The sequence below is a fragment of the Micromonospora sp. WMMD734 genome (assembly GCF_049178975.1).
GTDB lineage: Bacteria > Actinomycetota > Actinomycetes > Mycobacteriales > Micromonosporaceae > Micromonospora > Micromonospora wenchangensis.
Genome location: NZ_JBMHMK010000001.1, coordinates 4112102 through 4134594, shown reverse-complemented (window position 1 = coordinate 4134594; position 22493 = coordinate 4112102). Strand labels below are relative to the sequence as shown.

Sequence of the window (22493 nt, the reverse complement as noted above, 5' to 3'; positions counted from 1 at the left end):
TCGTGAACAAGGCCGAGCTCATCGAGGCACTCGCCGCTCGCCTGGGGGACCGCAAGTCGGCGACGGCGGCGCTCGACGCGGTCCTCGCCGAGGTCCAGGCGGCGGTCACCAAGGGCGACAAAGTGGCGATCACCGGTTTCGGATCGTTCGAAAAGCGTGTCCGGGCGGCGCGAACAGCGCGCAACCCGCGTACCGGTGAGGCGGTGAAGGTCAAGAAGACATCCGTTCCGGCCTTCAAGCCGGGCGCCGGTTTCAAGGAGATGGTGGCCACCGGCAAGGTGCCGAAGACCGCCGCTCCGGCGAAGAAGACCACCACCACGGCGGCCGCCAAGGCCACCGGCACGAAGGCCACCGCCGCCAAGGCGACCGGCACCAAGGCCACGGGCGCGAAGGCGACCACGGCCAAGGCGACCACGGCCAAGAAGACGACCGCGGCCAGCAAGGCGACCGGGACCAAGGCCACCGCGGCCAAGAAGACGACCGCGGCCAGCAAGGCCACCGGTGCCGCCAAGACCACCGCGGCGAAGGCCACCAAGGCCGCCACCGCGACCAAGGCGGCCACGAAGAAGGCCGCTCCGGCGAAGAAGACCGCCACGGCGACCAAGTCGGCTCCCGCCCGGAGCGCGGCGGCCAAGAAGACGACCGCGGCCAAGAGCACCACCGCCAAGGCCACCACCGCCAAGGCCACCACCGCGAAGAAGGCGCCGGCGAAGCGGACCGCCGCCAAGCGCTGATTTCCCGGTACGACGCGACGGGCGCCCACCGCCATGGTGGGCGCCCGTTTCCGGTGTCCAGCCCCGGTCGGCTCGCGAGTGTTCAGAGCCGGTCGGCGGCGAGCAGCCCGTCGGGGGTGAAGGCGAGCAGCCAGCCGCCACCCTTGGCGGTGCCGAAGTCGTCGTCGCGCCCCGCCAGCCGGGCCAACGCACCCGGGATCACCTTGCCCTGGCTGCACACCCCGACCGGCTGCCCGGTGGCGGCCAGCTCGACCAGCCGGCCGGCGGCGGCCAACGCGCACTCGTCGACCTGCTGGCCCGGCTGCGGCTCGTCGAAGTCGCCGCACACCTCGATCGGCAGGTCCAGCAGGGCGGCTGCCGGATCCAGCGTCTGCACGCAGCGTCGGGGCGAGGCCGACAGCAGCCGTACCGGCCGGACCAGGGCGACCAGCGGGGCCAGCGCCCGCGCCTGGGCGACCCCCTCGGCGTCCAACGGGCGGCCGGTGTCCGGCCCCGACCAGGTGGCCCGCCTGCCGGCATGCGCGTGCCGCACCAGCGCCACCGTGCCGGTGACCGCCGGCAGGGCGGCGAACGCGGCCAGCACCTGCGCGTCGTGCGGGTAGCTCACCCGGTCGACCGCCGCGTCGACGTCGAGCCAGCACACGTCGTCGACCTCGGTGCCCGGCTGGAATCCGCCGGTGCCCACGGCCCGCATCGACCAGTAGTCGACCGCCTTCGGCCGGCCCTCGCTGCGGTACCGCACGGTGGGCAGCCGGACCTGTGGCACCGCGCGGACGTCGGACTCCTCGGCCACCTCACGGACGGCGGCCAGCAGCGGATGCTCGCCCCGTTCCAGCTTGCCCTTGGGCAGCGACCAGTCGCCGTAGCGGGGCCGGTGCACCAGGCAGACCTCGACCCCGCCACCGTCGGCCGGTCGCCACGCCACCCCACCGGCGGCCCGGATGCCGACCGGTTCCTCGTCCACCATCCGATCACCCTACGTCCGTGGAATACCGCGTACCTGTCGCCCGCCGCGACCACCTGGCGGATCAGCCGGCGGAACTGCCCACCCGGCGCAGCAGCAGCTCCTGCAGGTCGTGCAGCGGCTCTTCGGCGGTGCCGGTCCGCCGGGTCCAGCTGCCGTCGGCGGCGAGCTCGAACGCGTCCACGTCCGGGCTCATCGCCGTGGTCATCACCTGGTCCAGCTCGGCGCGGGCGACCGGGTCGCTGACCTGCACCAGCGCCTCCACCCGGCGGTCGAGGTTGCGGTGCATCAGGTCGGCCGACCCCATCCAGAACTCGGCGTCGCCGTTGTTGCCGAACCGGAAGATCCGCGAGTGTTCCAGGAACCGGCCGAGGATCGAGCGGACCCGGATGTTCTCCGACAGCCCCGGCACCCCGGGCCGCAGCGTGCACATGCCCCGGATCAGCAGGTCCACGTGGACGCCGGCCTGCGACGCCCGGTAGAGCGCGTCGGTGATCTCCTCGTCGACCAGCGAGTTCACCTTGAACTGCACCAGCCCCGGCATGCCCAGCCGGACGTGGGCGATCTCCCGCTCGATCCGCTCCACCAGCCCGCTGCGGATGCCCTGCGGGGCCACCAGCAGCCGCCGGTACGCGGTCTGCCGGCTGTAGCCGGTGAGCACGTTGAACAGGTCGGTCAGGTCGGCGCCGATCTCCGGGTCGGCGGTGAGCACGCCGAAGTCCTCGTACAGCCGGGCGGTCTTGGGGTGGTAGTTGCCGGTGCCGATGTGGCAGTACCGGCGGATCTGGTTGCCCTCCTGGCGTACCACCAGGGCGGTCTTGCAGTGTGTCTTGAGCCCGACCAGGCCGTAGACGACGTGGCAGCCGGCCCGTTCCAGGGTGCGCGCCCAGCCGATGTTGGCCACCTCGTCGAAGCGGGCCTTGAGCTCCACCAGCACCACCACCTGCTTGCCGGCGGCGGCGGCGTCGACCAGCGCGTCGACGATCGGGGAGTCCCCGCTGGTGCGGTAGAGGGTCTGCTTGATGGCCAGCACGTTCGGATCGGCGGCGGCCTGCTCGACGAACCGTTGCACGCTTGTCGCGAACGAGTGGTACGGGTGGTGCACCAGCACGTCGCCGTCGCGCAGGGTGGCGAAGACGCTGCGCGGCACCTCGCCCTCGGTCAGCCGGGGGTGGGTGGCCGGCACGAACGGCTTGTCCTTGAGGTCGGGGCGGTCCGCCTCGCCGTAGAGCTGCCACAGCGCCGACAGGTCCAGCAGGCCGGGGACCCGCAGCACGTCGTGGTCGTCCATGTCCAGCTCACGGACGAGCAGCTCCAGCATGTGGTCGGAGATGGAGGCGGCCACCTCCAGCCGGACCGGGGGGCCGAAGCGCCGCCGGGCCAGCTCCCGCTCCAGGGCCTGGAGCAGGTCCTCGTCGCGGTCCTCGTCGACCTCCACCTCGGCGTTGCGGGTGACCCGGAACAGGTGGCACTCGACCACCTGCATGCCGGAGAAGAGCTGCCCCAGGTGCACCGAGATGAGGTCCTCGACGGGCAGCATCCGCAGCCCCGGTTGGTCCCGGCCGACCCGGACGAAGCGCGGCACGTTGTTGGGGACCTTGACCCGGGCGAACAGCTCCGACCCGCCGTCGGGGTCCCGCACCGCCACGGCCAGGTTCAGCGACCGGCCGGAGATGTACGGGAACGGGTGCGCCGGGTCCACCGCGAGCGGGGTGAGCACCGGGAAGATGTGTTCCCGGAAGTAGGTGCGCAGCCGCTCCCGCTCCGGGTCGTCCAGCTCGGCCCAGCGGATGATGCGGATGTCCTCCCGGGCGAGCTGCGGCAGCAGGTCGTCGACGAAGCAGGCGGCCTGCCGGGCGACCAGCCCGGCGGCGCACTCGGTGATCCGCTCCAGCTGGGTGCGCAGCGGCAGCCGGTCCCCGCCGCGTACCGGCAGGCCGGCGGAGAGCCGCCGTTTGAGCCCGGCCACCCGCACCATGTAGAACTCGTCGAGGTTGCTGGCGAAGATGGCCAGGAACTTGGCCCGTTCCAGCAGCGGCGTGCGCGGGTCCTCCGCCAGGGCCAGCACCCGGCCGTTGAAGTCGAGCCAGGACAGCTCCCGGTTGAGGAACCGGTCCGCCGGTAGCGGTGTGACGGCGGGCGGCCCGTCGGTCGCTGTCTCCTCGCCGCCGGCCGGCCTCTCGGCGGTGGCCGGGCGGTCGTCGGCGTCGAGCACCTCGTCCAGCCCGGCGGAGGCCCCGGCGGCGCTGGCACCGGGGGAGTCGGGGGCGGTGGCGGAGACCTCCTCCGGGGCGCGGCGGGTCCGGGAACCGGTGCGACGGCGGGTGCCGTTGCGGGCGGGGTCGGCGGCGGTGGACGGGCTGGTGGGGTGCTCGCGAGGGGTGCTCACCCGCTCATAATCACCCGATTACGGTTAACGCAAAATGAACTTGGGCCTGGTTGTTCAGACCATCGTCGGCAACGTCACCCGGACGACCGCGCCGTCCGGATCGGTGTGCACCGTCAACCGTTGGCCGAGGCGCAGCAGCCGCAGCCCGGAGGCGTCGAAGGCACCGGCCGGGAAGGGCAGTTCGGTGCCGTCGTCGAGGAGCAGCACGCCGGTGCGGCTCTGCGCGTCGAAGGTCGCCACGGTGCCCTGCATGCCAGCACCGTACACCTGACCGTCGGTACGCGGCCCCCGGCCGGTGCGGCCGGGGGCCGCCGGGACGACGCCGGTCAGCGCGGCGGTCGCCGGGCCGAGACCGAGCCGGGCCGCGTCGGCCAGGTCGGCGGCGGTGTCCACGTCGCGGCGCAGGCTCGGCCAGACACCGGGCAGCGGGACCGCCCCGGAGGCCAGGTGCGCCGCCGCCGAGCCGGCCCCGAACCGGGGCGCAAGCGGCACCCCCGGGGGTGTGGTGAGCAGCACGGTGCCGGTGCCGGGGGCGTCGGCCACGAACCGGCGTACCCCCGTCGGGCCGGTGCCGGCCGCGTGCAGCGCGGCGGCCAGTTCGGCCGGGCGTAGCGCCGGCAGGTCGGCGGTGAGGGCGGCCAGCCAGCTCCGGCCGTCGTCGGCCGCCGCCTGCACGCCGTGCCGCAGGGCGGCGTTCAACCCGGCGTCCGGATGGTCCGGCACCACCCGCGCGCCCGCCGCGCCGACCGTCGCCGCCACCTGCGGGTCGGCGGTGACCACCAGCACCTCGGCCACCGCCGGGCAGGCCAGCGCCGCGCCGATCGTGTCGGCCACCAGCGCCAGCGCCAGCTCCTCGTGCGGTACGGCCGGCAGCGCCCCCCGCAACCGGCTCTTCGCCGCGCGGAGCCGCTTCACCGGCACCACCGCCACCCACCTCGCCTGGCCCACGTCGACAATCCTGCCAGCGGCGGCGGCGGTACCCGCACTGGCCGTACCCGGGACGAGCAGGCATGATTTCCGCTGCGGGCACGCAACGGTGGGGGTGCGGCACGCGGGTGGGGTGACGAGGAGGCACGGTGGCGCGGCGCAGGCTGGGTTTCTGGCGACGGTTCGCCGTGGCGCTGGTCAAGCCCGTGATGCTGGCCTGGACCCGGCGCACCTGGCACGGTGTCGAGCAGCTGCGCCGCCCCGGGGGCGTCATCATCGTGCCCAACCACATCTCGCACGCCGACCCGCTGGTCTGCGCCCACTTCATCTACGACGCCGGCCGGTGGCCGCAGTTCCTCGGCAAGGCCAGCGTGTTCCGGGTGCCTCTGGTCGGCTACATCCTGCACCGTTGCCGGCAGATCCCGGTGGAACGGGAGACCGCCACCGCGGTCAAGTCGCTGGACCGGCTGGTCGCCGCGCTGGACGCCGGAGGCGCGGTGGTGATCTATCCGGAGGGCACCATCACCCGGGAGCCGCAGCTGTGGCCGATGAAGGGCAAGACCGGGGCGGCCCGGCTGGCCCTGGCCACCGGCGCGCCGGTGGTCCCGGTGGTGATGTGGGGTCCGGAACGTCTCTTCGACCCGCGTACCAGCCGGGTGGGGCTGCGTCCCCGGACCCCGGTGACGGTGGTGGCCGGTCCGCCTGTCGACCTGGACCGGTGGGCGGGGGCCACCCCGAGCCGGATGGTGCTGGAGGAGATGACCGACCAGATCATGCTGACCCTGCGGGACCTGCTCGCCGGGGTCCGGGGCGGCACACCACCGCCGCTGTGGGAACGTCCCGTCCGTACGCGTACTCCCGAGGGGACCGAATGAGCGAGTGGATCGACCGGCGCGACGCAGGGGCAGGGGTGGCGTGAGCGGGCACGTGGCGGTGCTGGGGGCCGGTTCGTGGGGGACGGCGTTCGCCAAGATCCTCGCCGACGCCGGTCGGGAGGTGACCATCCTCGCCCGGCGCGAACAGGTCGCCGAGGCGATCCGCGTCCACCGGCGTAACCCCGACTACCTGCCGGAGCTGCGGCTGCCCGACCGGGTCACCGCGACCGGCGACGCGGCCAAGGCGATCTCCGGCGCGGAACTGGTGGTGCTGTCGGTGCCGTCACAGACGCTGCGCGGCAACCTCGCCGAGTGGGCCGGCCACCTCGCCCCGGACGCCACCCTCGTCTCCCTGATGAAGGGGATCGAGCTGGGCACCACCAGGCGGATGAGCGAGGTGATCGTGGAGACGGCCCGGGTCACCCCGGACCGGGTGGTGGTGGTCTCCGGCCCCAACCTGGCCCCCGAGATCGCCGTCGAACAGCCGGCCGCGACGGTGGTCGCCGGCACCGACGCCCGCCGCGCCGAACTGGTGCAGCAGTCGATCCGCACCCCGTACTTCCGGCCGTACACCAACGACGACGTGATCGGCTGCGAGCTGGGCGGAGCGGTCAAGAACGTGATCGCCCTGTCGTACGGGATCGCCACCGCGATGGGCTTCGGCGACAACACCCGGGCCATGCTGATGACCCGGGGGCTGGCCGAGACCGCCCGGCTCGGGGTGGCGCTGGGCGCCGACCCGATCACCTTCGCCGGCCTGGCCGGGATGGGTGACCTGGTGGCCTCCTGCTCGTCGCCGCTGGCCCGTAACCGCACCTTCGGCGAGCACCTGGGCCGGGGGGAGACGCTGGAGCAGGCGCAGGCGGCCACCCGGCAGACCGCCGAGGGCGTGAAGAGCTGCCTGGCCATCCGGGACCTGGCCCGCGCGCACGGGGTGGAGATGCCGATCACCGAACAGATCGAGCGGATCTGCCACGAGGGGATGGACCCGAGACTCGCGGTGGACGCCCTGATGAGCCGGACCGCCAAGCCGGAGTCGTACGAGTGAGCGGCGGACCCGTCGACCCGGCGACGCCCTGGCACGACGGCACCCGGTGCGTGCACGCCGGGCTGCCCGAGCCGGAGCCGGGGCAGCCGTTCCTGCCCGGCCCGGTCTTCGCCGCGCCCTACCACCTTGACCCGTGGCAGGGGCCGGCCGCGACACCGAACGGCTACGGCCGCCCGGACAATCCGACCCGACGGCTGCTGGAGGCGGCCATCGGCGAGTTGGAGGGCGGCGACTGCCGGGTCTTCGCCTCCGGTCAGGCCGCCATCACCGGGCTGCTGCTGGCCGTGCTGCGCCCCGGTGACACCGTGTTGCTGCCCGCCGACGGGTACTTCCCGGTCCGGGCGTTCGCCACCGCCACCCTCGCCGCCCTGGGGGTACGGGTCGGGTTCGTGCCCACCGCCGGGCCGTACCCGTCGTTCGACGACGTACGGCTGGTGCTGCTGGAGACCCCGGCGAACCCGGGCCTGGACGTGGCCGACATCGCCGCGGTGGCCGACGTGGCGCACGCGGCAGGCGCGTTGGTGGCGGTGGACAACACCACCGCCACCCCGCTCGGGCAGCGCCCGTTGGATCTCGGCGCGGACCTGGTGGTCGCCTCCGGCACCAAGGCGTTGACCGGCCACTCCGATCTGCTGCTCGGCTACGTGGCCGCCCGGTCGACCGAGCTGCTGGAGACGGTGACCGGGTGGCGCACCACCACCGGCGCGGTGCCCGGGGCGTTCGACGCCTGGCTGGCCCACCGCTCGCTGGCCACCCTGGACCTGCGGCTGGCCCGGCAGTCCGCCAACGCGGCGGCCCTGGTCGAACTGCTCGCCGCCCGGCCCGACGTGACCGGGCTGCGCTGGCCGGGCCGCCCGGAGGATCCGGCGTACCCGGTGGCGTCGCGGCAGCTGCGCCGGATGCCGGGGGTGCTCTCGTTCGACCTCGGTGACGCCGACCGGGTGGCCCGGTTCGTCGCCGCGTCCCGGCTGGTCGCCGCCGCGACCTCGTTCGGTGGCCTGCACACCAGCGCCGACCGGCGGGCGCAGTGGGGCGACGACACCGCCCCCGGGTTCGTCCGGCTCTCCTGCGGGGTGGAGGACACCGCCGACCTGGTCGCCGACGTGACCGCCGCACTGGACGACGCGGGGGCGGCCGGTCCGCTATCGTGATCCCGGCCCGCACGGGCCCCGACCGGAGGAGGTGAGTCCGATCCATCAGACGTCAGGACCGGCGCTCCCCGTCGAGTCCCGTCGCCGCGGCAACGGATCCCCGTCGCCGCGCTAGCGACGGTGGGAGCGCCGACGTGCGCTCCCGAAAGGCATCACCATGGCATCCGATCCGTTCCCCCACGACCCCGCCGCTCTCGTCGCCCGGCTGCGCGCCGCCGGCTGCGTCTACGCCGAGGACGAGGCCGCGCTGCTCACCGCCGCCGCCGACTCGCCGCAGGCGCTCGCCGCCCTCACCGACCGGCGGATCGCCGGTGAACCGTTGGAACACCTGCTCGGCTGGGCCGAGTTCTGCGGCCGGCGGGTCGCCGTCGACCCGGGGGTGTTCGTCCCCCGGGCCCGGACCGCGCTGCTGGTGGAGACCGCCGCGTCGGTCGCCGGGCCGGACCCGGCGCTGGTCGACCTCTGCTGCGGGTCGGGGGCGATCAGCGTCGCGCTGGTCGACCGGCTCGCCCCGCGCTGGCTCGCCGCCGTCGACGTCGACCCGGCCGCCGTCGCCTGCGCCCGCCGCAACCTGGCCGGCCGGGACGTCACCGTCGTGCAGGGCGACCTGTACGACCCGCTGCCGGCGCACTGGCGGGGCCGGCTGGACGTGGTGGTCGCCAACGCCCCGTACGTGCCGACCCCGGCGGTGGCGCTGATGCCGGCGGAGGCCCGGCTGCACGAGGCGACGGTGGCGTTGGACGGCGGCGTCGACGGGCTGGCCGTGCTGCGCCGGGTCGCCGCCGGTGCGGTCGACTGGCTGCGGCCCGGCGGTCACCTGGTGGTGGAGGTCAGCGCCGGGCAGGCCGGGGCGCTCAGTGCCGCGATGACCGACCTGGGGCTGCTGCCGACGGTCCTGCACGCCGACCGGTGGGACGCGACAGGCGTCCTGGCCCGCCGCCCGGAGTGAGCGCCGCGCCGGCCGGCCGCGTGCCGTCCGCGCCGGTCGACGCCGCCGTCCGCGCCGGTCCCGTGCCATACGCGCGGGGCCGGTCGCCCCGGCGTGGGCGGTCGGTCGGTGGGCTGGCCGCACGTGGGGCGTGACGGGCGCCGGGAACGGGAACTAACCTCGCATCAGGCCCGGTCGGAGGTGGCGGATGGTCAGCGTGGACGTGCCGGTGGTGGTCGGCCTCGACAACGGTGGCACCAGCAACAACGCCACGGTGCTCCGCCTGGACGGCCGGTTCCTGGTCGACGGCTTGGTGGAGACCCCCAGCAGGGTGACCGCCGGCCCGCAGGCGGCCATCGAGGCGCTGGCCGACGCGTTCGACGGGGTGCTGGCGCACGCAGGTGTCTCCCCCGGCCAGGTCCGGGCGGTGGGGCTGGACACTCCCGGCCCGGCCAGCGCGACAGGCGTCATCTCGTCGCGGGGCTCGACGAACTTCGCCCAGCCCGCCTGGCACGGCTTCGACGTGCGCGGCGCGCTGGAGCGGCGGCTCGGACTGCCGGTGATCTATCACAACGACGGCAACGCCGCCGCGCTCTACGCCCACCACGTCCATTTCGGAGCCGACGCGGCGGCCCGGTCGTCGGTGGCGGCGATCGTCGGCACCGGCCTCGGCGGCGCGGTGGTGGTCGACGGGCGGGTGGTCACCGGGGCCGCCGGCATGGCCGGCGAGTTCGGTCACGTGCACATCCCGCTGGCCGGACTGCTCGCCCCCGGCCAGCCCGAACCGCGCTGCGCCTGTGGGTTCGCCGGGGACGCGGAGAGCGTCGCCTCGCTGACCGCGATCCGGCGCAACCTGCTGCCGTACTGGCTGTCGCGGTATCCGGGGCATCCGCTGGCGCAGGAGCCGCCGGATCGGGCCGCCACCCTGCTGCGTGGGTACGCCGAGCGGGGCGACGCGCTGGCCCGGGAGGTCTTCGCCCAGCAGGCGACGGCGCTCGGCCGGCTGTTCACCATCGCGGCCAACTTCACCGATCCGCACGCGTACTTCGTCGGTGGCGGGGTGGTGGAGGCGGCACCGGAGTTCCGGGACTGGTTCCTCGACACCGTCCGCGCACACACCGTGCTGCGGGAGGAGCAGGCCGCGCTGGCGACGTTCGCGCTGGTGCCGGACCGGGACATGGCCGGCGCGCGCGGGGTGGCCATCGCCGCCGCCGAGGCGGTCCGGTCCGCCGCGACCCGGCCCGGCTGACCCGCCGAAGGGCCGGCCCCACCCGCCGACGCGCCCGGCCCCGCCCCGCACCCTGTCATGAAGGGTGCGGGGCGGGGCCTGGGTGTTCAGCGGCGCGGTGGGGCGGTGGCGAAGGTGGACCAGGCGGCGGGCGGGAAGAGCAGCACCGGCCCGCCCGGGTCCTTGGAGTCGCGGACCGCGACCCGGCCCGGCAGCGACGCCAGCTCGACGCAGGCCCCCTCGTCCCCGCTGTGGCTGCTCTTGCGCCAGGCGGCCCCGGACAGGGCCCCGCCGATCGTCGGTGTCATCGGTCTCCTACCGTCCCTTCATCAGTTGCACGAGTTGGTCGCGGCTGTCGGCCGGGCTGAGCGCGACGGTCCGCAGGTGTTCCATGATCTTGGTGCAGGTACGCAGGTCACCCGGCCGGTCCAGGACCATCTGGCCGGCGACCGTCTCCACCGAGGCGATCAGCGGGTCCTCCGGGTCGGCGAACTCCAGGATGTGCAGCGAGCCCCGGGTGCCCCGGTGGTAGCCGGCGGCGAGCGGGATCACCTGGACGGTGACGTTCGGCAGCTCCGAGGTCTTGAGCAGGTGGCTGAGCTGTGCGTGCATCACCGTCCGGTCGCCCACCGGACGCAGCAGCGCGCCCTCGTCGATGATCGCGTCGAAGATCGGCGGTTCGGCGGAGGTGATCCGCTGTTGCCGGTCCAGCCGGAGTTTGACCCGCTGTTCGACCTGCTCGTCGGTGAGGGTGTGCGGCCCGCCCCGCATCACGCCCCGGATGTAGTCGGCGGTCTGGAGCAGCCCCGGGACGATGGACGGTTCGAAGTTGGCGATCGCGGTGGCCTCGGCCTCCAGCGCGATGAAGTCGATGGTGCGTTTGTCGAGCAGGTGTGAGTAGGGCACCCACCAGCCGGGCTTGCGGGTGTCCTTGGCCAGCTGGACCGCGGCGGCGATCTCGTCGGGCCGGACCCCGTAGAGGCTGAGCAGCGCGCGGACGGTGGCCGGGCTGACCAGCGTCTGCGCGTTCTCGTAGCGGCTGAGCGTGCTGCGGGTGCTGTTGATCTCGTCGGCGGCGGCCTCCAGGGTGAGGCCGGCCGCTTCCCGGTGGGCGCGCAGGGCGATGCCCAGGCGGCGAGCCCGGGCGGTCTTCGGTGCCATACGTCGATGGTGACACAGGTCTATGGGAAGACGTGCATGAGAGAAGGTCGATGAGAGTTGCATTCACGCCTGTCCACCTGTCACTCTGTAACGGAGTCCTCACCAGCGGTTGTCGTGGCGACGGCGATGGTGAGTGACCGGAGGGGATGAGGCGCGTGGCGATCGGGTTTACTCCCCCGTTCCCGATCGCCACGTGCCGCCGCCGCATGCGTCGAGAAAGGACTTCCAACAGTGAGGGGTCTGGTGACGGCGATGACGCGGTTCCTGGTGGTGCTCAGCGACGTCCGGCCGGTGGAGACACCCACCCGCGACGAGCGGGCCCGGCCCGAGCGTCGGCGGCAGGTGGTCGGCACCAGCAGCCGGGAGGCCGCCGACCGGATAGCCGGGGCGTTCATGGCCCTCGGCATGGTCCGGGCCGGGCGGCAGCGGGTGAAGGTGATCGCGGTCGGACGGGGGCGTGGCAACCGCCTCCACCGGCCCTGATCGTGACGTAACGTATCGGGTCGGATGACCGTTTGCGAGGGTCGCTCGCTTCCTGCCGGGTATCACCATCGGCGCCCCGCAACCCACAGTAAGGTCAGTCGGGTGAGCGCAACTGACGGCTCCGCAGTCGCGTACCGAGAGGTGACCCGAGTGACCACCCCAGGCAAGACCCGCGTGGCGATCGTCTTCGGCGGACGCAGCCCCGAGCACGGCATCTCCTGCGTCAGCGCGGGCAGCGTGCTCGGCGCGCTCGACCCGGACGAGTACGACGTGGTGCCGGTCGGCATCACCCGGCAGGGCCAGTGGGTGCTGACCAGCGGGGACCCGGGCGAGCTGGCGATCCGGGCGCGCAAGCTCCCGGAGGTCACCGCCGGGGCCGGCGTCGAGGTGGTGCTCCGCGCCGACCCGACCGCCGGTGGCCTGCTGGTGCTCGACCCGACCGAGGGCCCCCGGGCGCTCGCCGACGTCGACGTGGTCTTCCCGGTGCTGCACGGCGCGTACGGCGAGGACGGCACCATCCAGGGCATGCTGGAGATGGCCGACATCCCGTACGTCGGCGCGAACGTCTTCGCCTCCGCCGCCGCGATGGACAAGGAGTTCACCAAGAAGCTCTGCGCCGTCGAGGGCATCCCGGTCGGCCCGTACGCGGTGCTGCGCAACGGAATGACCCTCAGCGAAGCCGACAGGCAGCGGCTGGGCCTGCCGGTCTTCGTCAAGCCGTCCCGGGCCGGCTCGTCGTTCGGCATCACCCGGGTCGACGACTGGGCGCAGCTCGACGCGGCCGTCGCCACCGCCCGTGAGATCGACACCAAGGTGCTGGTCGAGGCCGCGGTCGTCGGCCGGGAGATCGAGTGCGGCGTGCTGGAGGGCGAGGCCGGCGGTGCGCCCGAGGCGTCCGTGCTGGCCGAGGTCCGGATGGTCGGCGACCGCGAATGGTACGACTTCGAGGCCAAGTACCTCTTCGCCGACGAGGTCTGCGAGTACGACGTCCCCGCCGGCCTGCCCGACCGGGTCACCCGCCAGGTCCAGGAGTACGCCACCCGCGCCTTCACCGCACTGGACTGCGCCGGCCTGGCCCGGGTCGACTTCTTCGTCACCCCCGACCTGGACGTCTACCTCAACGAGATCAACACGATGCCCGGGTTCACCCCGACGTCGATGTTCCCCCGGATGTGGGCGGCCAGCGGCCTGGAGTACCCCAAGCTGGTCAACCGGCTGATCCGCACGGCCCTGCACCGGCACTGACCACCGCGCCGGCCGTCCCGCTGCCTCGGCGGCGCTCGCCCGGTGTCCACGAACGGTCAGGGCCTGCGGGCCGTCGTGGCGTGGGCAGGCCGCCGGGTGGCGCTCTGCGGCGGCGGGTGCCCCGGGTCCGCCGGCCGCACCCCGGCGCGCCGCACGAAGATGCTCCGCCGGGTCACCGCCCGGTCCCGGGCGTCGAGCTGGTAGACCTCAAGCCAGACCCACCCGTCGTACGTCGGCCGGTCGTCGATCCGGATCAGCCGGCACCTGATCGGGCGGATGAACTGCACACTGGCGGCCCGGGTGATCAGCAGCAGGTCGCCGGGTCTCACGGCGTATCCCGGTCGGTCTGCGCAGGTCGGTGGGTCTGCGCGGGCCGGTCGGTCGACGCGCCGTGTTCGTGGGTGGTGGGTTCCCGGGGCTGCCGGTCGGGGCGGTCGCGCCAGACGCGGAGGGTTTCGGCGGCTGCGGCGAGGCGGCGGCAGGAGCCGTCGGGCAGGCATCGGGTGCAGGCGTCGCGGTGGTGGAAGTCGACCACGTAGCCGGCCATCAGGACGCGGAACGGCGGTTCGGGCCGCCCCTCAAACACGGCCGGATCCCCGCCCGACTGGTCCGTCCACCCGGGCCGGTGCATCGGGCGGATCGGTCCGTCGCGCAGGGGACGGCTGGCCGATGACATCGATCGGATGATCTTTGCGCTGGAACCACTTCCGACGGGCCACGTGGCCACCTCCATTGATCGTCGACAGGCCGCTCTGCCAGCCACGATCCGAGATCAGAGCTGATCCGTGCAATGCTCCCGATGAGACATTCGCCGGAACGGTGCGCCTTGCGGGTGGCGAAGCGAAAACCGTCGCACGGCACGTCTGGTGACGTGTCGTGGTGAGACAGGAAGGATGGTGTCCGTGACGGAGATCGGCTCGACCGTGCCGAGACGAGAACTCGGCCGGCTGCTCAGACAGGCCCGGGAAGTCGCCGGCTTCGGCCTGGAGGCCGCCGCGTCCGACCTGGAGTGGTCACGTGCCAAGATGTACCGGATAGAGGCCGGGCAGACACCGCTGCGCGCACTCGACGTCGACCAGATGTGCCGCCTCTACGGCACCCCGTCCGAGCTGACCGAGGTCCTGGTCAGCCTGGCCAAGGAGTCGAAGAGCAAGGGCTGGTACCACGCCTATGGCGCGGTCATCCCGCGCTGGTTCCAGTTGTACGTCGGCCTGGAGGTGGCGGCCAGTCGCATCCGCACCTACGAACACGCCCTGGTCCCGGGCCTGCTCCAGATCCCGGAGTACGTCGCCGAGGTGGCCCGCACCAGACCTGGTATCGCAGACGAGGACGTGGTGAAACTCGTCGAACTCCGACAGGAACGTCAACGCCTCCTCACCAGGAAGCGGCCCGCGGCACCCGAGTTCGAGGCGATCATCGAGGAATCAGCACTACGTAAGCGGGTGCCTAGTATGGCTGGGCAGATAGACAGGCTGATCGAAGCTGGCCGGGCTGAGAACATCACTGTCAGGATCATTCCGGTCGCCTCGGGGCTGAGTCGCGCAGCGATCGCAGGGAGCTTCGTCATCCTGGATTTTCCCACCAAGGGAGCCCGGTCTGCCGAGCCGACGACGGTCTACAGCGAAGGGCTCTCCGGAGCGCTCTATCTCGATCGCCTCGACGAGGTCAAGGCTTACGCCCAGGTGTGGAACACGCTCAATCTTCAGGCACTGAGCGCGGAGGAGTCGTGCAGGCTGATGCAGAAGATCAAGGAGGAGTGCCATGGCTGAACTCAACAGGCTGATCTGGCGTAAGAGCAGCCGTAGTAGCGACCAGGGCAACTGCGTCGAGGTCGCGGACAACCTGTCCGCTGTGGTGGGAGTGCGGGACAGCAAGGACGTCGCTGGGCCGGTGCTGGTCTTTTCCGTGTCCTCCTGGCGGAATTTCCTCTCTGTCGTCCGTCAGGCCGACTGAGGAGCCACTCGGACGATCTCGCCCCTCTGCCCAGGCTCGTCGGCGGAGGGGCGCTCGATTGACGCGTAACGCGCGGCTACCGCTCGTCGCTTTCGTCGGGTAAGTCATTCAGTAATTCCCCGATCTGCTCGATTATGGCAGTCGCGCCTATTTTTTCCGCAGCGGCGAGGCTGATTGCCCAAAAATGGCGGGCCTGGTCGATCTGGCCTGCGGATGCCATTAGCTGCCCGAATGTAAAACCTACGATCGCGATCCCGTCGGCACGTTGAAGCTGGCGCAGTATTAGTAGGCAATTGTCTAGGTGCTCGGTGGCCGACTGGTAGTTCTGCTGGGCCAGATCGATTTGTGCCAGGCCCCATTTCGTCGACGCGATACCAGCGAGATCGCCGTGCTGCTCGTGTACTTGAAGTCGATTTTGGTGCAGCTCTCTCGCTTTGTCATGGTTGCCGCGTTGGTAGTGGATGTCGGCGATTCGGCCGTGGGTGATGGCGGTGGCGCGGGTGTCGCCGAGTCGTTGGTAGACGGGTAGTTCGATGTCGCGGCGGATGCGGAGTGCTTCGTCGTAGTTGCCGCGTTGGTAGTGGATGTCGGCGATCTGGCCGTGGGTGATGGCGGTGGCGCGGGTGTCGCCGAGTCGTTGGTAGACGGGTAGTTCGATGTCGCGTCGGATGCGGAGTGCTTCGTCGTAGTTGCCGCGTTGGTAGTGGATGTCGGCGATTTTTCCGTGGGTGATGGCGGTTTCACGGGTGTCGCCGAGGCGTTGGTAGACGGGTAGTTCGATGTCGCGTCGGATGCGGAGTGCTTCGTCGTAGCTGCCGCGTTCGTGGAGTATGTCGGCGATCTGGCCGTGGGTGATGGCGGTTTCACGGGTGTCGCCGAGGCGTTGGTAGACGGGTAGTTCGATGTCGCGTCGGATGCGGAGTGCTTCGTCGTAGTTGCCGCGATAGAACAGAATTTCCGCAATGTTGCCGTGGCAGGTCGCGGCTTCCCGCTCTGATCCCCCCTCGGTAAAGAGGCGTTGGGCGTGTCGCAGTAGTTGTTCGGCCCGGTCGGGTTGACCGCGGGTTATCAGAAAAGTGGCCTGCTCACCGATAGCCCGTGCCTGTTCGAGTCGATCCACTTCCGACGCTTCGGTGCTCTGCGCCTGCCGTACCGCACGGTCGAACATCTCCTCTGCGGTGTCGCCGTCACCGCTGGTCATCGCAGCGTCGGCGACCGCACGTAGCAGGTGGGTCGGCACCACGGTGCGATGCCGGTCGAGGAGGGCGATCGCCTCATCACCGAGCCGGAAGGCATCTCCGGCATGGCCGGCGCGCAGCTCCCGTACCGCCCCGGCTCCGCAGGCCGCGACGACGGCAGCCGACGTATCGGCGGTCAGGGCCAGGCGGGTCAGTTGTAGGTCCAGGGCCGAGTCTCGCCGTCGGGATGCGGTGCCGCCCCAGGCGGTGAAGAGCGGTTCGACCGCCAGCGCGGCCAGCGTGGTGTGTTCCTCGTCGGTGAGCGGGGCGAGCCGGCCGGCGGCGAGCGCGTTGACGGCGACCGCCGGCCGTTGTGGGTCGTACCGGTCGGGGAAGGTGTCCAGCAGGCCGAGCCCGCGCAGCCGCTCCGTCGACCCGCCGACTTCGCCGGCCAGCGCGTCGACCACCAGCACGGGCACCGGCAGGTCGAAGAGGGTGACCGCCCGCAGCAGGGCGACGTGCGGCGGGCCGGCCTGCGCCAGCAGCTCGTCCAGGGCGAGGTTCTCCAGGAACGTCCGCACCTCGGCGTCCGGGGGCAGGTCACCCTGGCGCAGGTACGCCTCCATGCCGGCCACCGCCGCCTCGGACCGTTCCGTCGGCACCTGCTCGCTGTAGACCAGCCGCAGCACGATCAGGTCCTGAAGGCCGGGGTTGCCCCGGCTCACCCACAGTGCCCGTCGGGCCAGCCTGGCCCGTTCGGCCTGCCGGTCCGGTGGTACGAGTGCCTGCTGGCGTCGGTGCAGCTTGCCCTGGGCCACCCCGGACAGCGGGCGCAACTGCACCGGGGTGAGCCGGCTTTCCAGCCCGTCGAGGGTGAACAGGAAGCGGCTGGTGAGCACCAGACGGCTGTCGGTCTCGGCGGGGTCGAACGCCCGCAGCACCGCCGCCAGCACCGGCGCGGCTTCGGCCGTCACCCGGTGCCGTCCCGCCGGGTCGGGACGGAGGATCTGTTCCAGGTCGTCGATGATCAGCAGCAGTGGGCGCTGTCCCTCGCCGGTCTGGGCGCACGGGCCGGTCAGCAGGTCGATGAGCACCGCCTCCAGCGCGTCGGGCCGGCTGCGCACCTCCGGCAGCCGCCTGGCGATCAGCTCCCGCGCCTGTTGGTTGGCCCGTACCGCGTCGGCGACCGCGTCCAGCACCGCCAGCGCGCCGTAGTCGCCGAAGACCACCCCGACGGCCCGGTCCGGGAAGCGGTCGACGATCCGGGCGGCCAGGCTGGACTTACCCAGCCGGCCCTGCCCGTGCAGCAGCACGCCGGCCCGGTCGCCGGACCGCAGCGCCCGCAACGACTGCTGCAACTCCGGCCGGCGACCGACGAACATGTCCGCCGTGGCCACCGGCACGTGCTGCTTGCGGTCGAGGAACTTCTTGGTGCCGCGTACGGCGGACACCAGCGACCGTCGCCGGGTGCCCGCCACCAGCGGCCCGCCTCCGGCCGGCCCCAGCCACAGCCGGGCCAGGTGCCAGTCGGCCCGCAGCAGCGGTGTCGTCGACTCCAGCAACGCCCGACGGGCGTCGGCGACGGCCACCGCGAGGTCGGCCCGGTCGCCCAGCCGCCCGTACAGCCGCTCGGCGAACACGGTGGCCGACCGGTCGCCGACCGAGCCGTCCCAGCCGAGCACCGCCGGCACGCCGGCCGACACCAGCGCGGTGGCCAGTGAGTGGGCGAGCAGCTCGGCCCCGGCGGTCGGCGTACCGGTGCCTGCACGCCGGCCCGGTCCGGGCGGAAGTTGGCCGGTGGCGTCGGCGGCGGTCGCGGTGAGGCAGGCGGAGACGAAGACCAGCCGGGGCATCGTGGTGAGCAGCCCGACCAGGTCGGTGGCGGTGGTGGGGCGCTCGTCGCCCAGCTCGTCCTCCAGCATCAGCACCGGCTCGGCCCTCCGGTCGGGCTGCTCCCGCCAGTTGTTCTGCCCGTGGCAGGACAGGTGCAGCACGGGCAGGCCGCCCAGGTCGGCCAGCCGGTGCGCCAGCTGCGTCGGGTCGCCGGTGTCCTCGACCATCAGGTCGAGCCGGGCCTCGCCGACCGCACGCAGGATCGCCGCCTCCTCGGCCTCGAAGTCGAGTTCGCGCTGCCCGCGCGGTGCCGCCGCCATGAACCCCAACCCCAGCCGGTACGGGTCGAGGGCGGGCTGTACCCCGGGCGGCCCCAGCCGTCGGACGACACCGAAGCGCAGCAGGGCGTCCGCCGCGAGGAACCCGCCGTCGGGGCGGGCCAGCAGCTCGAACGGTGCCCGCAGCACCGCCCACTGCCGCTCGGACGGGGTGCGCGGCCCCTGCACCTCGAAGGTCAGCGGGGTCGCTGCCCGGTGCAGCAGGTCGGTCAGCTGCCCCAGCTCGCCGTCCAACCAGGCGTACAGCGACCGGCCCAACCCGGTCAGCACGTCGTCACCGGCGTCGGCCTGGACCGCCTGCGCGTAACGGGTGCCCAGGTCGCCCACCAGGGTGGCATCCTCGGGGCCGAGTGGTCGGCGCGGTCCGATCCGTTCGCCGTCGACCAGGATCTCGAAACCGGTGTCGTCGAGCACCAGACCAGTTGTCACGCGACCCTCCCCGTGCCGACGCCCACTCCGCTGCGCCGGGTGTTCCCGGTGGCAGGCCCCGTCTCGAAGGCGACGAGTCGGAAGGGACGTGCCGTCGACGCGTCGACCGGCGTCAGGGAGGGGATTGATCGCCACATTACCCAGCGGGGGAGCGGGCACAACGAAAGTCGAGAAGCCGACAGTCATCGGCGGCGTGAAGCTGTCCCCTGTGGAGCTCGGTGGGGGAGTGGCGGTGCCGGGGCGGTCACCGGGGGCGGGCTCCCCGGAGGAACTGGTCGACGGCGGTTCGGGTGATCCCGTCGAGCAGTTCGGCTGCGACCAGGTTGCCGTTGACCAGCGTGGCGATGCCCTGCAAGGTGGCGAACAGCACGGTGCCGGCGCGGTCCGGGGGGCCGGGTTCGAGCATCCCCTGGGCCTGTCCCTCGACGATCAGGTCGTGCAGGAGCCCGAATGGTCCGGCGGCTGCGGCGACGAGGTGTTCGGCCCCCTCGCGGTGCTTGCCGGTGAACATCAGCTCCAGCAGGGCGGCGTCCTCGGTGGCGAACCGCAGGTAGGCGGTGGCGACGGCGTGCAGGCGTGCCCCGAAGTCCGTCCCGGCGTCGGTGAGCGCGGCGCGCAGTTCGGTGTGCAGCCTGGCGAATCCGGCCTCGGCGAGAGCGTCCAGCAGTGCCTGCCGGTCGGCGAAGTGCCGGCGCGGCGCGGCGTGGCTGACGCCCGCCTCCCGGGCCAGTTCGCGCAGCGAGAGCTGGCCCGCGCCGTGCTGGCGCAGGCTGCGCTCGGCGGCGGCGAGCAGCGTCGACCGCAGGTTTCCGTGGTGGTACGTGGGCACGGCGTCATCGTAGCCGGATTAAAGTCGCTGTTGCCAACATTGTTGTCGCCGGATACATTGTTTCCCATGACAACATTCACGACCGCCCAGATCCCCGCCCAGACCGGCCGCACCGTCATCGTGACCGGCGCGAACAGCGGCATCGGCCGGGTCGCCGCGACGGCGCTCGCCGCCCGGGGCGCCCGGGTCGTGCTCGCCGTCCGCGACCCCGCCAAGGGTGCCGCCGCCGCTGCGGGCATGACCGGTGACGTCGAGGTGCGCCGGCTCGACCTGGCCGACCTGGCCTCCGTCCGTGCCTTCGCCGAGGGCTGGACCGGGCCGATCGACCTGCTGATCAACAACGCCGGCGTGATGATCCCGCCGCCGACCCGGACCGCCGACGGGTTCGAGCTCCAGTTCGGCACCAACCACCTCGGGCACTTCGCGCTCACCAACCTGCTGCTGCCGCAGATCCGGGGGCGGGTGGTCACCGTCGCCTCGTCCGCGCACCGGGGCGGAAAGATCGACTTCGCCGACCTCAACTGGGTGCGCAGGCCCTACCGGGCGTTCCCCGCGTACGCCCAGTCGAAGCTGGCGAACCTGCTGTTCACCGCCGAACTGCACCGCCGCCTCACCGAGGCCGGCTCACCGGTGCTGGCGACCGCCGCCCATCCCGGCCTGGCCGCCACCAACCTGCTCGGGCACCTCGACAACGACCGTACCTGGTGGAACCGGCTCCAGACGGCCATGGTCGACCGCTTCGCGCAGAGCGACGCCGACGGCGCGTCGCCCACCCTCTTCGCGGCCGTGGCCGACATCCCGGGGGGCAGCTACGCCGGGCCGGACGGCCTGTTCGAAGGGCGAGGCGCGCCCAAGCTCGTCGGCCGCTCGAAGGCCGCCCGCGACGGTGCCGCCGCCCGTCGGCTGTGGACGGTCTCCGAGGAGCTGACCGGTGTCACCTTCCCGTTGGCCGCCCAGCTCAGCCGGTAGGCGACCCGGGCCGGTCACCGTCCGTCGTTTGTGGAGGATGGAACCGGGGAACAGGGCCGGTATGGCGAACGGACAGATGAAGACCTTCGGTGGTCTGCTCATGCGGATTCTCGGTGTGCTGCTGGTCGTGGTGGGTGTGCTGGGCGCGCTGGCCTCGTTGACCCAGGGCAACGTGGTCGGGGTCGTCCTCGGCGTCGGCTTCGTCGCGGGTGGCGCGGTGCTGCTCAAGCGTTCGGGGCGGGCCGGCCGACCGGGGGCGGTGGCGTCGACCCGGTGACCGCGCGGCGCGTGGTTAGGGTGGGGCCATGGTGTTCTGGCAACTGACTGTCGACGCGAACGACCCGGCCCGGCTGGCCCGGTTCTGGGCCCGGGCGTTGGGTTACCGGCCGACGCCGCCGGCCGAGCCGTCGACCACCTGGAACGCGCACTTCCGTGGCCGGTTGGGCGGGGCGGCGGCGTTCGAGGACCGGCTGTTCGACCCGGCCGGGCTGCGTCCGCCGCTGTGGTTCCAGCGGGTGCCGCAGGAACAGGCCGGGAAGAACCGGCTCCACCTGGACATCTACCCCACCGGTCGGGACGACGCCATTCCCCTGGCGCAGCGGATCGAGATCGTCGAGGCGAAGGTGGCCGAACTGGTCGCGTCGGGCGCGACCGTGCAGCGCCGCACCCGGGGCGACGACCCGGCGGACCTCTACTACTACGTCACCATGCACGACCCGGAGGGCAACGTGTTCTGCGTGAGCTGACCCCGGGCCGGTCGACAGGTGCGCTGCGCCGGCGCTCAGCGGCGGCGTAGCGCCGGGTCGAGCAGGGCCGGCGGGGTGTCGTGCTTCTCGCCGGGGGCGAGGTCGACGCCGGGGGCGACGATGGCGTCGATGGCGTCGAGCACGTCGGGGGTGAGCACGGTGTCGGCGGCGGCGAGTTGGCTGTGCAGGTGCTCCAGCGTCCGGGGACCGATGATCGCGCTGGTCACGGCGGGGTGTGCGGTGACGAAGCCGAGCGCGAGCTGGATCAGGGTGAGCCCGGCGGCGTCGGCGACCTTGGCCAGCTGCTCGACGGCGTCGAGCCGGGCCCGGTTGGCGGCGATGGTGAGGTCGAAGCGCTCGGGCAGGACGTCGGCGCGGTGGGTGGTGATCTCCCGGCCCGCCCGGACCGCGCCCGACAGCCACCCGGAGGCGAGCGGGCTCCAGGCGAGCACGCCCAGGCCGTACTGCGCGGTGACGGGCAGGACGTGGGCCTCGATGCCGCGTTGCAGGATCGAGTAGCTGGGCTGCTCGGTGACGTACCGGCCCAGGTGGTGTTCCCGGGCGGCCCACTCGGCCTGCACGAGGCGGTACGCGGGGAACGTCGAGCAGCCGAAGTAGCGGATCTTGCCGGCCCGCTGGAGGTCGGTGAGGGCGGACAGCGTCTCCTCGTCGCTGGTCGTCGGGTCCCAGCGGTGGACCTGGTAGAGGTCGATGTGGTCGACGCCGAGCCGGCGCAGGCTGCCGTCGAGCGCGGTGTGCAGCCAGCGGCGGGAGGTGCCCCGGTGGTTGCGTTCGTCGCCCATCGGCATGGCCGCCTTGGTGGCCAGCACGATGTCGTCGCGGCGGCCGGCGATGGCCCGGCCGACCAGTTCCTCCGACTCGCCCTGGCTGTAGCGGTCGGCGGTGTCGATCAGGTTGATCCCGCCTTCCAGGGCGGCGTCGATGATCGCGGTGGCCTCGGCCTGGCCGGTGCGGCCGATGACGCCGAAGTTCATCGCGCCGAGCACGAGGCTGCTGACCTGGACGCCGGTGCGGCCGAGGGTGCGGTACTGCATGAGGGTTTCCTCCACGGGGTGACGGGGTGG

Annotated in this window: 22 protein-coding genes and 1 pseudogene; 13 read left to right on the top strand and 10 right to left on the bottom strand. The window is 72.6% G+C overall.

What is annotated here, in order from left to right:
• Positions 1 to 2: 2 nt before the first annotated feature.
• Positions 3 to 734 carry an HU family DNA-binding protein gene (locus tag ACN267_RS17530; RefSeq protein ID WP_281903191.1) on the top strand — a complete coding sequence of 244 codons (732 nt, stop codon included), beginning with the start codon at positions 3 to 5 and terminating at the stop codon, positions 732 to 734.
• A gap of 82 nt (positions 735 to 816) precedes the next feature.
• Here the strand turns inward: ACN267_RS17530 and ACN267_RS17525 are convergent, their stop codons facing one another.
• The 3 genes and pseudogenes from ACN267_RS17525 to cofC form a co-directional block, all read right to left on the bottom strand.
• A complete protein-coding gene (locus tag ACN267_RS17525; RefSeq protein WP_204956813.1) occupies positions 817 to 1701 on the bottom strand; it encodes an NUDIX hydrolase in 885 nt (294 codons plus the stop codon).
• 61 nt (positions 1702 to 1762) lie between these two features.
• Positions 1763 to 3922: an RNA degradosome polyphosphate kinase gene (locus tag ACN267_RS17520; RefSeq protein ID WP_239484816.1), complete on the bottom strand. Its 2160-nt coding sequence runs from the start codon at positions 3920 to 3922 to the stop codon at positions 1763 to 1765.
• Between the two features lie 459 nt (positions 3923 to 4381).
• Positions 4382 to 5035, bottom strand: a pseudogene (gene cofC, locus ACN267_RS17515) (2-phospho-L-lactate guanylyltransferase); the annotation flags it as partial.
• A gap of 128 nt (positions 5036 to 5163) precedes the next feature.
• On the opposite strand from cofC, the gene ACN267_RS17510 reads away from it, so the two are divergent.
• The 5 genes from ACN267_RS17510 to ACN267_RS17490 all read left to right on the top strand — a co-directional run bounded on the left by ACN267_RS17510 (position 5164) and on the right by ACN267_RS17490 (position 10265).
• Complete coding sequence (locus tag ACN267_RS17510; RefSeq protein WP_204956816.1) at positions 5164 to 5889, top strand: lysophospholipid acyltransferase family protein; 726 nt, start codon at positions 5164 to 5166, stop codon at positions 5887 to 5889.
• 40 nt (positions 5890 to 5929) lie between these two features.
• Positions 5930 to 6937, top strand: coding sequence for an NAD(P)H-dependent glycerol-3-phosphate dehydrogenase (locus ACN267_RS17505; protein ID WP_145918311.1), 1008 nt, complete (start codon positions 5930 to 5932; stop codon positions 6935 to 6937).
• Positions 6934 to 8088 carry a cystathionine gamma-lyase gene (locus ACN267_RS17500; protein WP_204956817.1) on the top strand — a complete coding sequence of 385 codons (1155 nt, stop codon included), beginning with the start codon at positions 6934 to 6936 and terminating at the stop codon, positions 8086 to 8088. Before ACN267_RS17505 ends, ACN267_RS17500 begins: the two co-directional genes overlap by 4 nt.
• 157 nt (positions 8089 to 8245) lie before the next feature.
• On the top strand, positions 8246 to 9037 hold the full coding sequence (locus tag ACN267_RS17495) for a putative protein N(5)-glutamine methyltransferase (protein WP_204956818.1): 792 nt from the start codon (positions 8246 to 8248) through the stop codon (positions 9035 to 9037).
• A 187-nt stretch (positions 9038 to 9224) separates the two neighbouring features.
• Entirely contained in the window at positions 9225 to 10265 is a 1041-nt protein-coding gene (locus tag ACN267_RS17490; RefSeq protein WP_281899897.1) for an ROK family protein, read from the top strand.
• An 86-nt stretch (positions 10266 to 10351) separates the two neighbouring features.
• On the opposite strand, the gene ACN267_RS17485 is transcribed toward ACN267_RS17490, so the two are convergent.
• Both ACN267_RS17485 and ACN267_RS17480 read right to left on the bottom strand, forming a co-directional pair.
• Entirely contained in the window at positions 10352 to 10552 is a 201-nt protein-coding gene (locus tag ACN267_RS17485) for a DUF397 domain-containing protein (protein WP_421489146.1), read from the bottom strand.
• Between the two features lie 7 nt (positions 10553 to 10559).
• Complete coding sequence (locus ACN267_RS17480) at positions 10560 to 11405, bottom strand: helix-turn-helix domain-containing protein (RefSeq protein WP_204956820.1); 846 nt, start codon at positions 11403 to 11405, stop codon at positions 10560 to 10562.
• 252 nt (positions 11406 to 11657) lie between these two features.
• Here ACN267_RS17480 and ACN267_RS17475 point away from each other — a divergent pair, with 252 nt between their 5' ends.
• Together ACN267_RS17475 and ACN267_RS17470 are read left to right on the top strand one after the other, a co-directional pair.
• On the top strand, positions 11658 to 11888 hold the full coding sequence (locus tag ACN267_RS17475) for a hypothetical protein (RefSeq protein WP_204957300.1): 231 nt from the start codon (positions 11658 to 11660) through the stop codon (positions 11886 to 11888).
• A 150-nt stretch (positions 11889 to 12038) separates the two neighbouring features.
• On the top strand, positions 12039 to 13133 hold the full coding sequence (locus tag ACN267_RS17470; RefSeq protein ID WP_421489145.1) for a D-alanine--D-alanine ligase family protein: 1095 nt from the start codon (positions 12039 to 12041) through the stop codon (positions 13131 to 13133).
• Positions 13134 to 13189: 56 nt separating this feature from the next.
• On the opposite strand, the gene ACN267_RS17465 is transcribed toward ACN267_RS17470, so the two are convergent.
• Together ACN267_RS17465 and ACN267_RS17460 are read right to left on the bottom strand one after the other, a co-directional pair.
• Complete coding sequence (locus ACN267_RS17465) at positions 13190 to 13462, bottom strand: hypothetical protein (RefSeq protein ID WP_204956822.1); 273 nt, start codon at positions 13460 to 13462, stop codon at positions 13190 to 13192.
• Complete coding sequence (locus tag ACN267_RS17460) at positions 13459 to 13719, bottom strand: hypothetical protein (protein WP_421489144.1); 261 nt, start codon at positions 13717 to 13719, stop codon at positions 13459 to 13461. The genes ACN267_RS17465 and ACN267_RS17460 overlap by 4 nt, the downstream gene beginning before the upstream one ends.
• A 316-nt stretch (positions 13720 to 14035) precedes the next feature.
• On the opposite strand from ACN267_RS17460, the gene ACN267_RS17455 reads away from it, so the two are divergent.
• Together ACN267_RS17455 and ACN267_RS17450 are read left to right on the top strand one after the other, a co-directional pair.
• Positions 14036 to 14902: a helix-turn-helix domain-containing protein gene (locus tag ACN267_RS17455; protein WP_421489143.1), complete on the top strand. Its 867-nt coding sequence runs from the start codon at positions 14036 to 14038 to the stop codon at positions 14900 to 14902.
• Entirely contained in the window at positions 14895 to 15086 is a 192-nt protein-coding gene (locus ACN267_RS17450) for a DUF397 domain-containing protein (protein ID WP_421489142.1), read from the top strand. Before ACN267_RS17455 ends, ACN267_RS17450 begins: the two co-directional genes overlap by 8 nt.
• A 76-nt stretch (positions 15087 to 15162) precedes the next feature.
• Here ACN267_RS17450 and ACN267_RS17445 read toward each other — a convergent pair whose 3' ends face one another.
• Both ACN267_RS17445 and ACN267_RS17440 read right to left on the bottom strand, forming a co-directional pair.
• Positions 15163 to 18864 (bottom strand): tetratricopeptide repeat protein, encoded by a 3702-nt coding sequence (locus ACN267_RS17445; protein WP_421489141.1) that lies wholly within the window; start codon positions 18862 to 18864, stop codon positions 15163 to 15165.
• Positions 18865 to 19108: 244 nt separating this feature from the next.
• Positions 19109 to 19693 (bottom strand): TetR/AcrR family transcriptional regulator, encoded by a 585-nt coding sequence (locus ACN267_RS17440; protein WP_421489140.1) that lies wholly within the window; start codon positions 19691 to 19693, stop codon positions 19109 to 19111.
• Positions 19694 to 19759: 66 nt separating this feature from the next.
• Here ACN267_RS17440 and ACN267_RS17435 point away from each other — a divergent pair, with 66 nt between their 5' ends.
• From ACN267_RS17435 to ACN267_RS17425, 3 genes are all read left to right on the top strand, one after another.
• Complete coding sequence (locus ACN267_RS17435) at positions 19760 to 20662, top strand: oxidoreductase (protein ID WP_204956828.1); 903 nt, start codon at positions 19760 to 19762, stop codon at positions 20660 to 20662.
• 61 nt (positions 20663 to 20723) lie between these two features.
• Positions 20724 to 20939, top strand: coding sequence for a hypothetical protein (locus tag ACN267_RS17430; protein WP_421489139.1), 216 nt, complete (start codon positions 20724 to 20726; stop codon positions 20937 to 20939).
• Positions 20940 to 20967: 28 nt separating this feature from the next.
• The gene (locus tag ACN267_RS17425) at positions 20968 to 21408 is read left to right on the top strand and encodes a VOC family protein (RefSeq protein WP_421489138.1); all 441 of its coding nucleotides are present in this window, start codon (positions 20968 to 20970) and stop codon (positions 21406 to 21408) included.
• A gap of 35 nt (positions 21409 to 21443) precedes the next feature.
• On the opposite strand, the gene ACN267_RS17420 is transcribed toward ACN267_RS17425, so the two are convergent.
• Positions 21444 to 22463 (bottom strand): aldo/keto reductase, encoded by a 1020-nt coding sequence (locus tag ACN267_RS17420; protein WP_204956831.1) that lies wholly within the window; start codon positions 22461 to 22463, stop codon positions 21444 to 21446.
• Positions 22464 to 22493 lie beyond the last annotated feature (30 nt).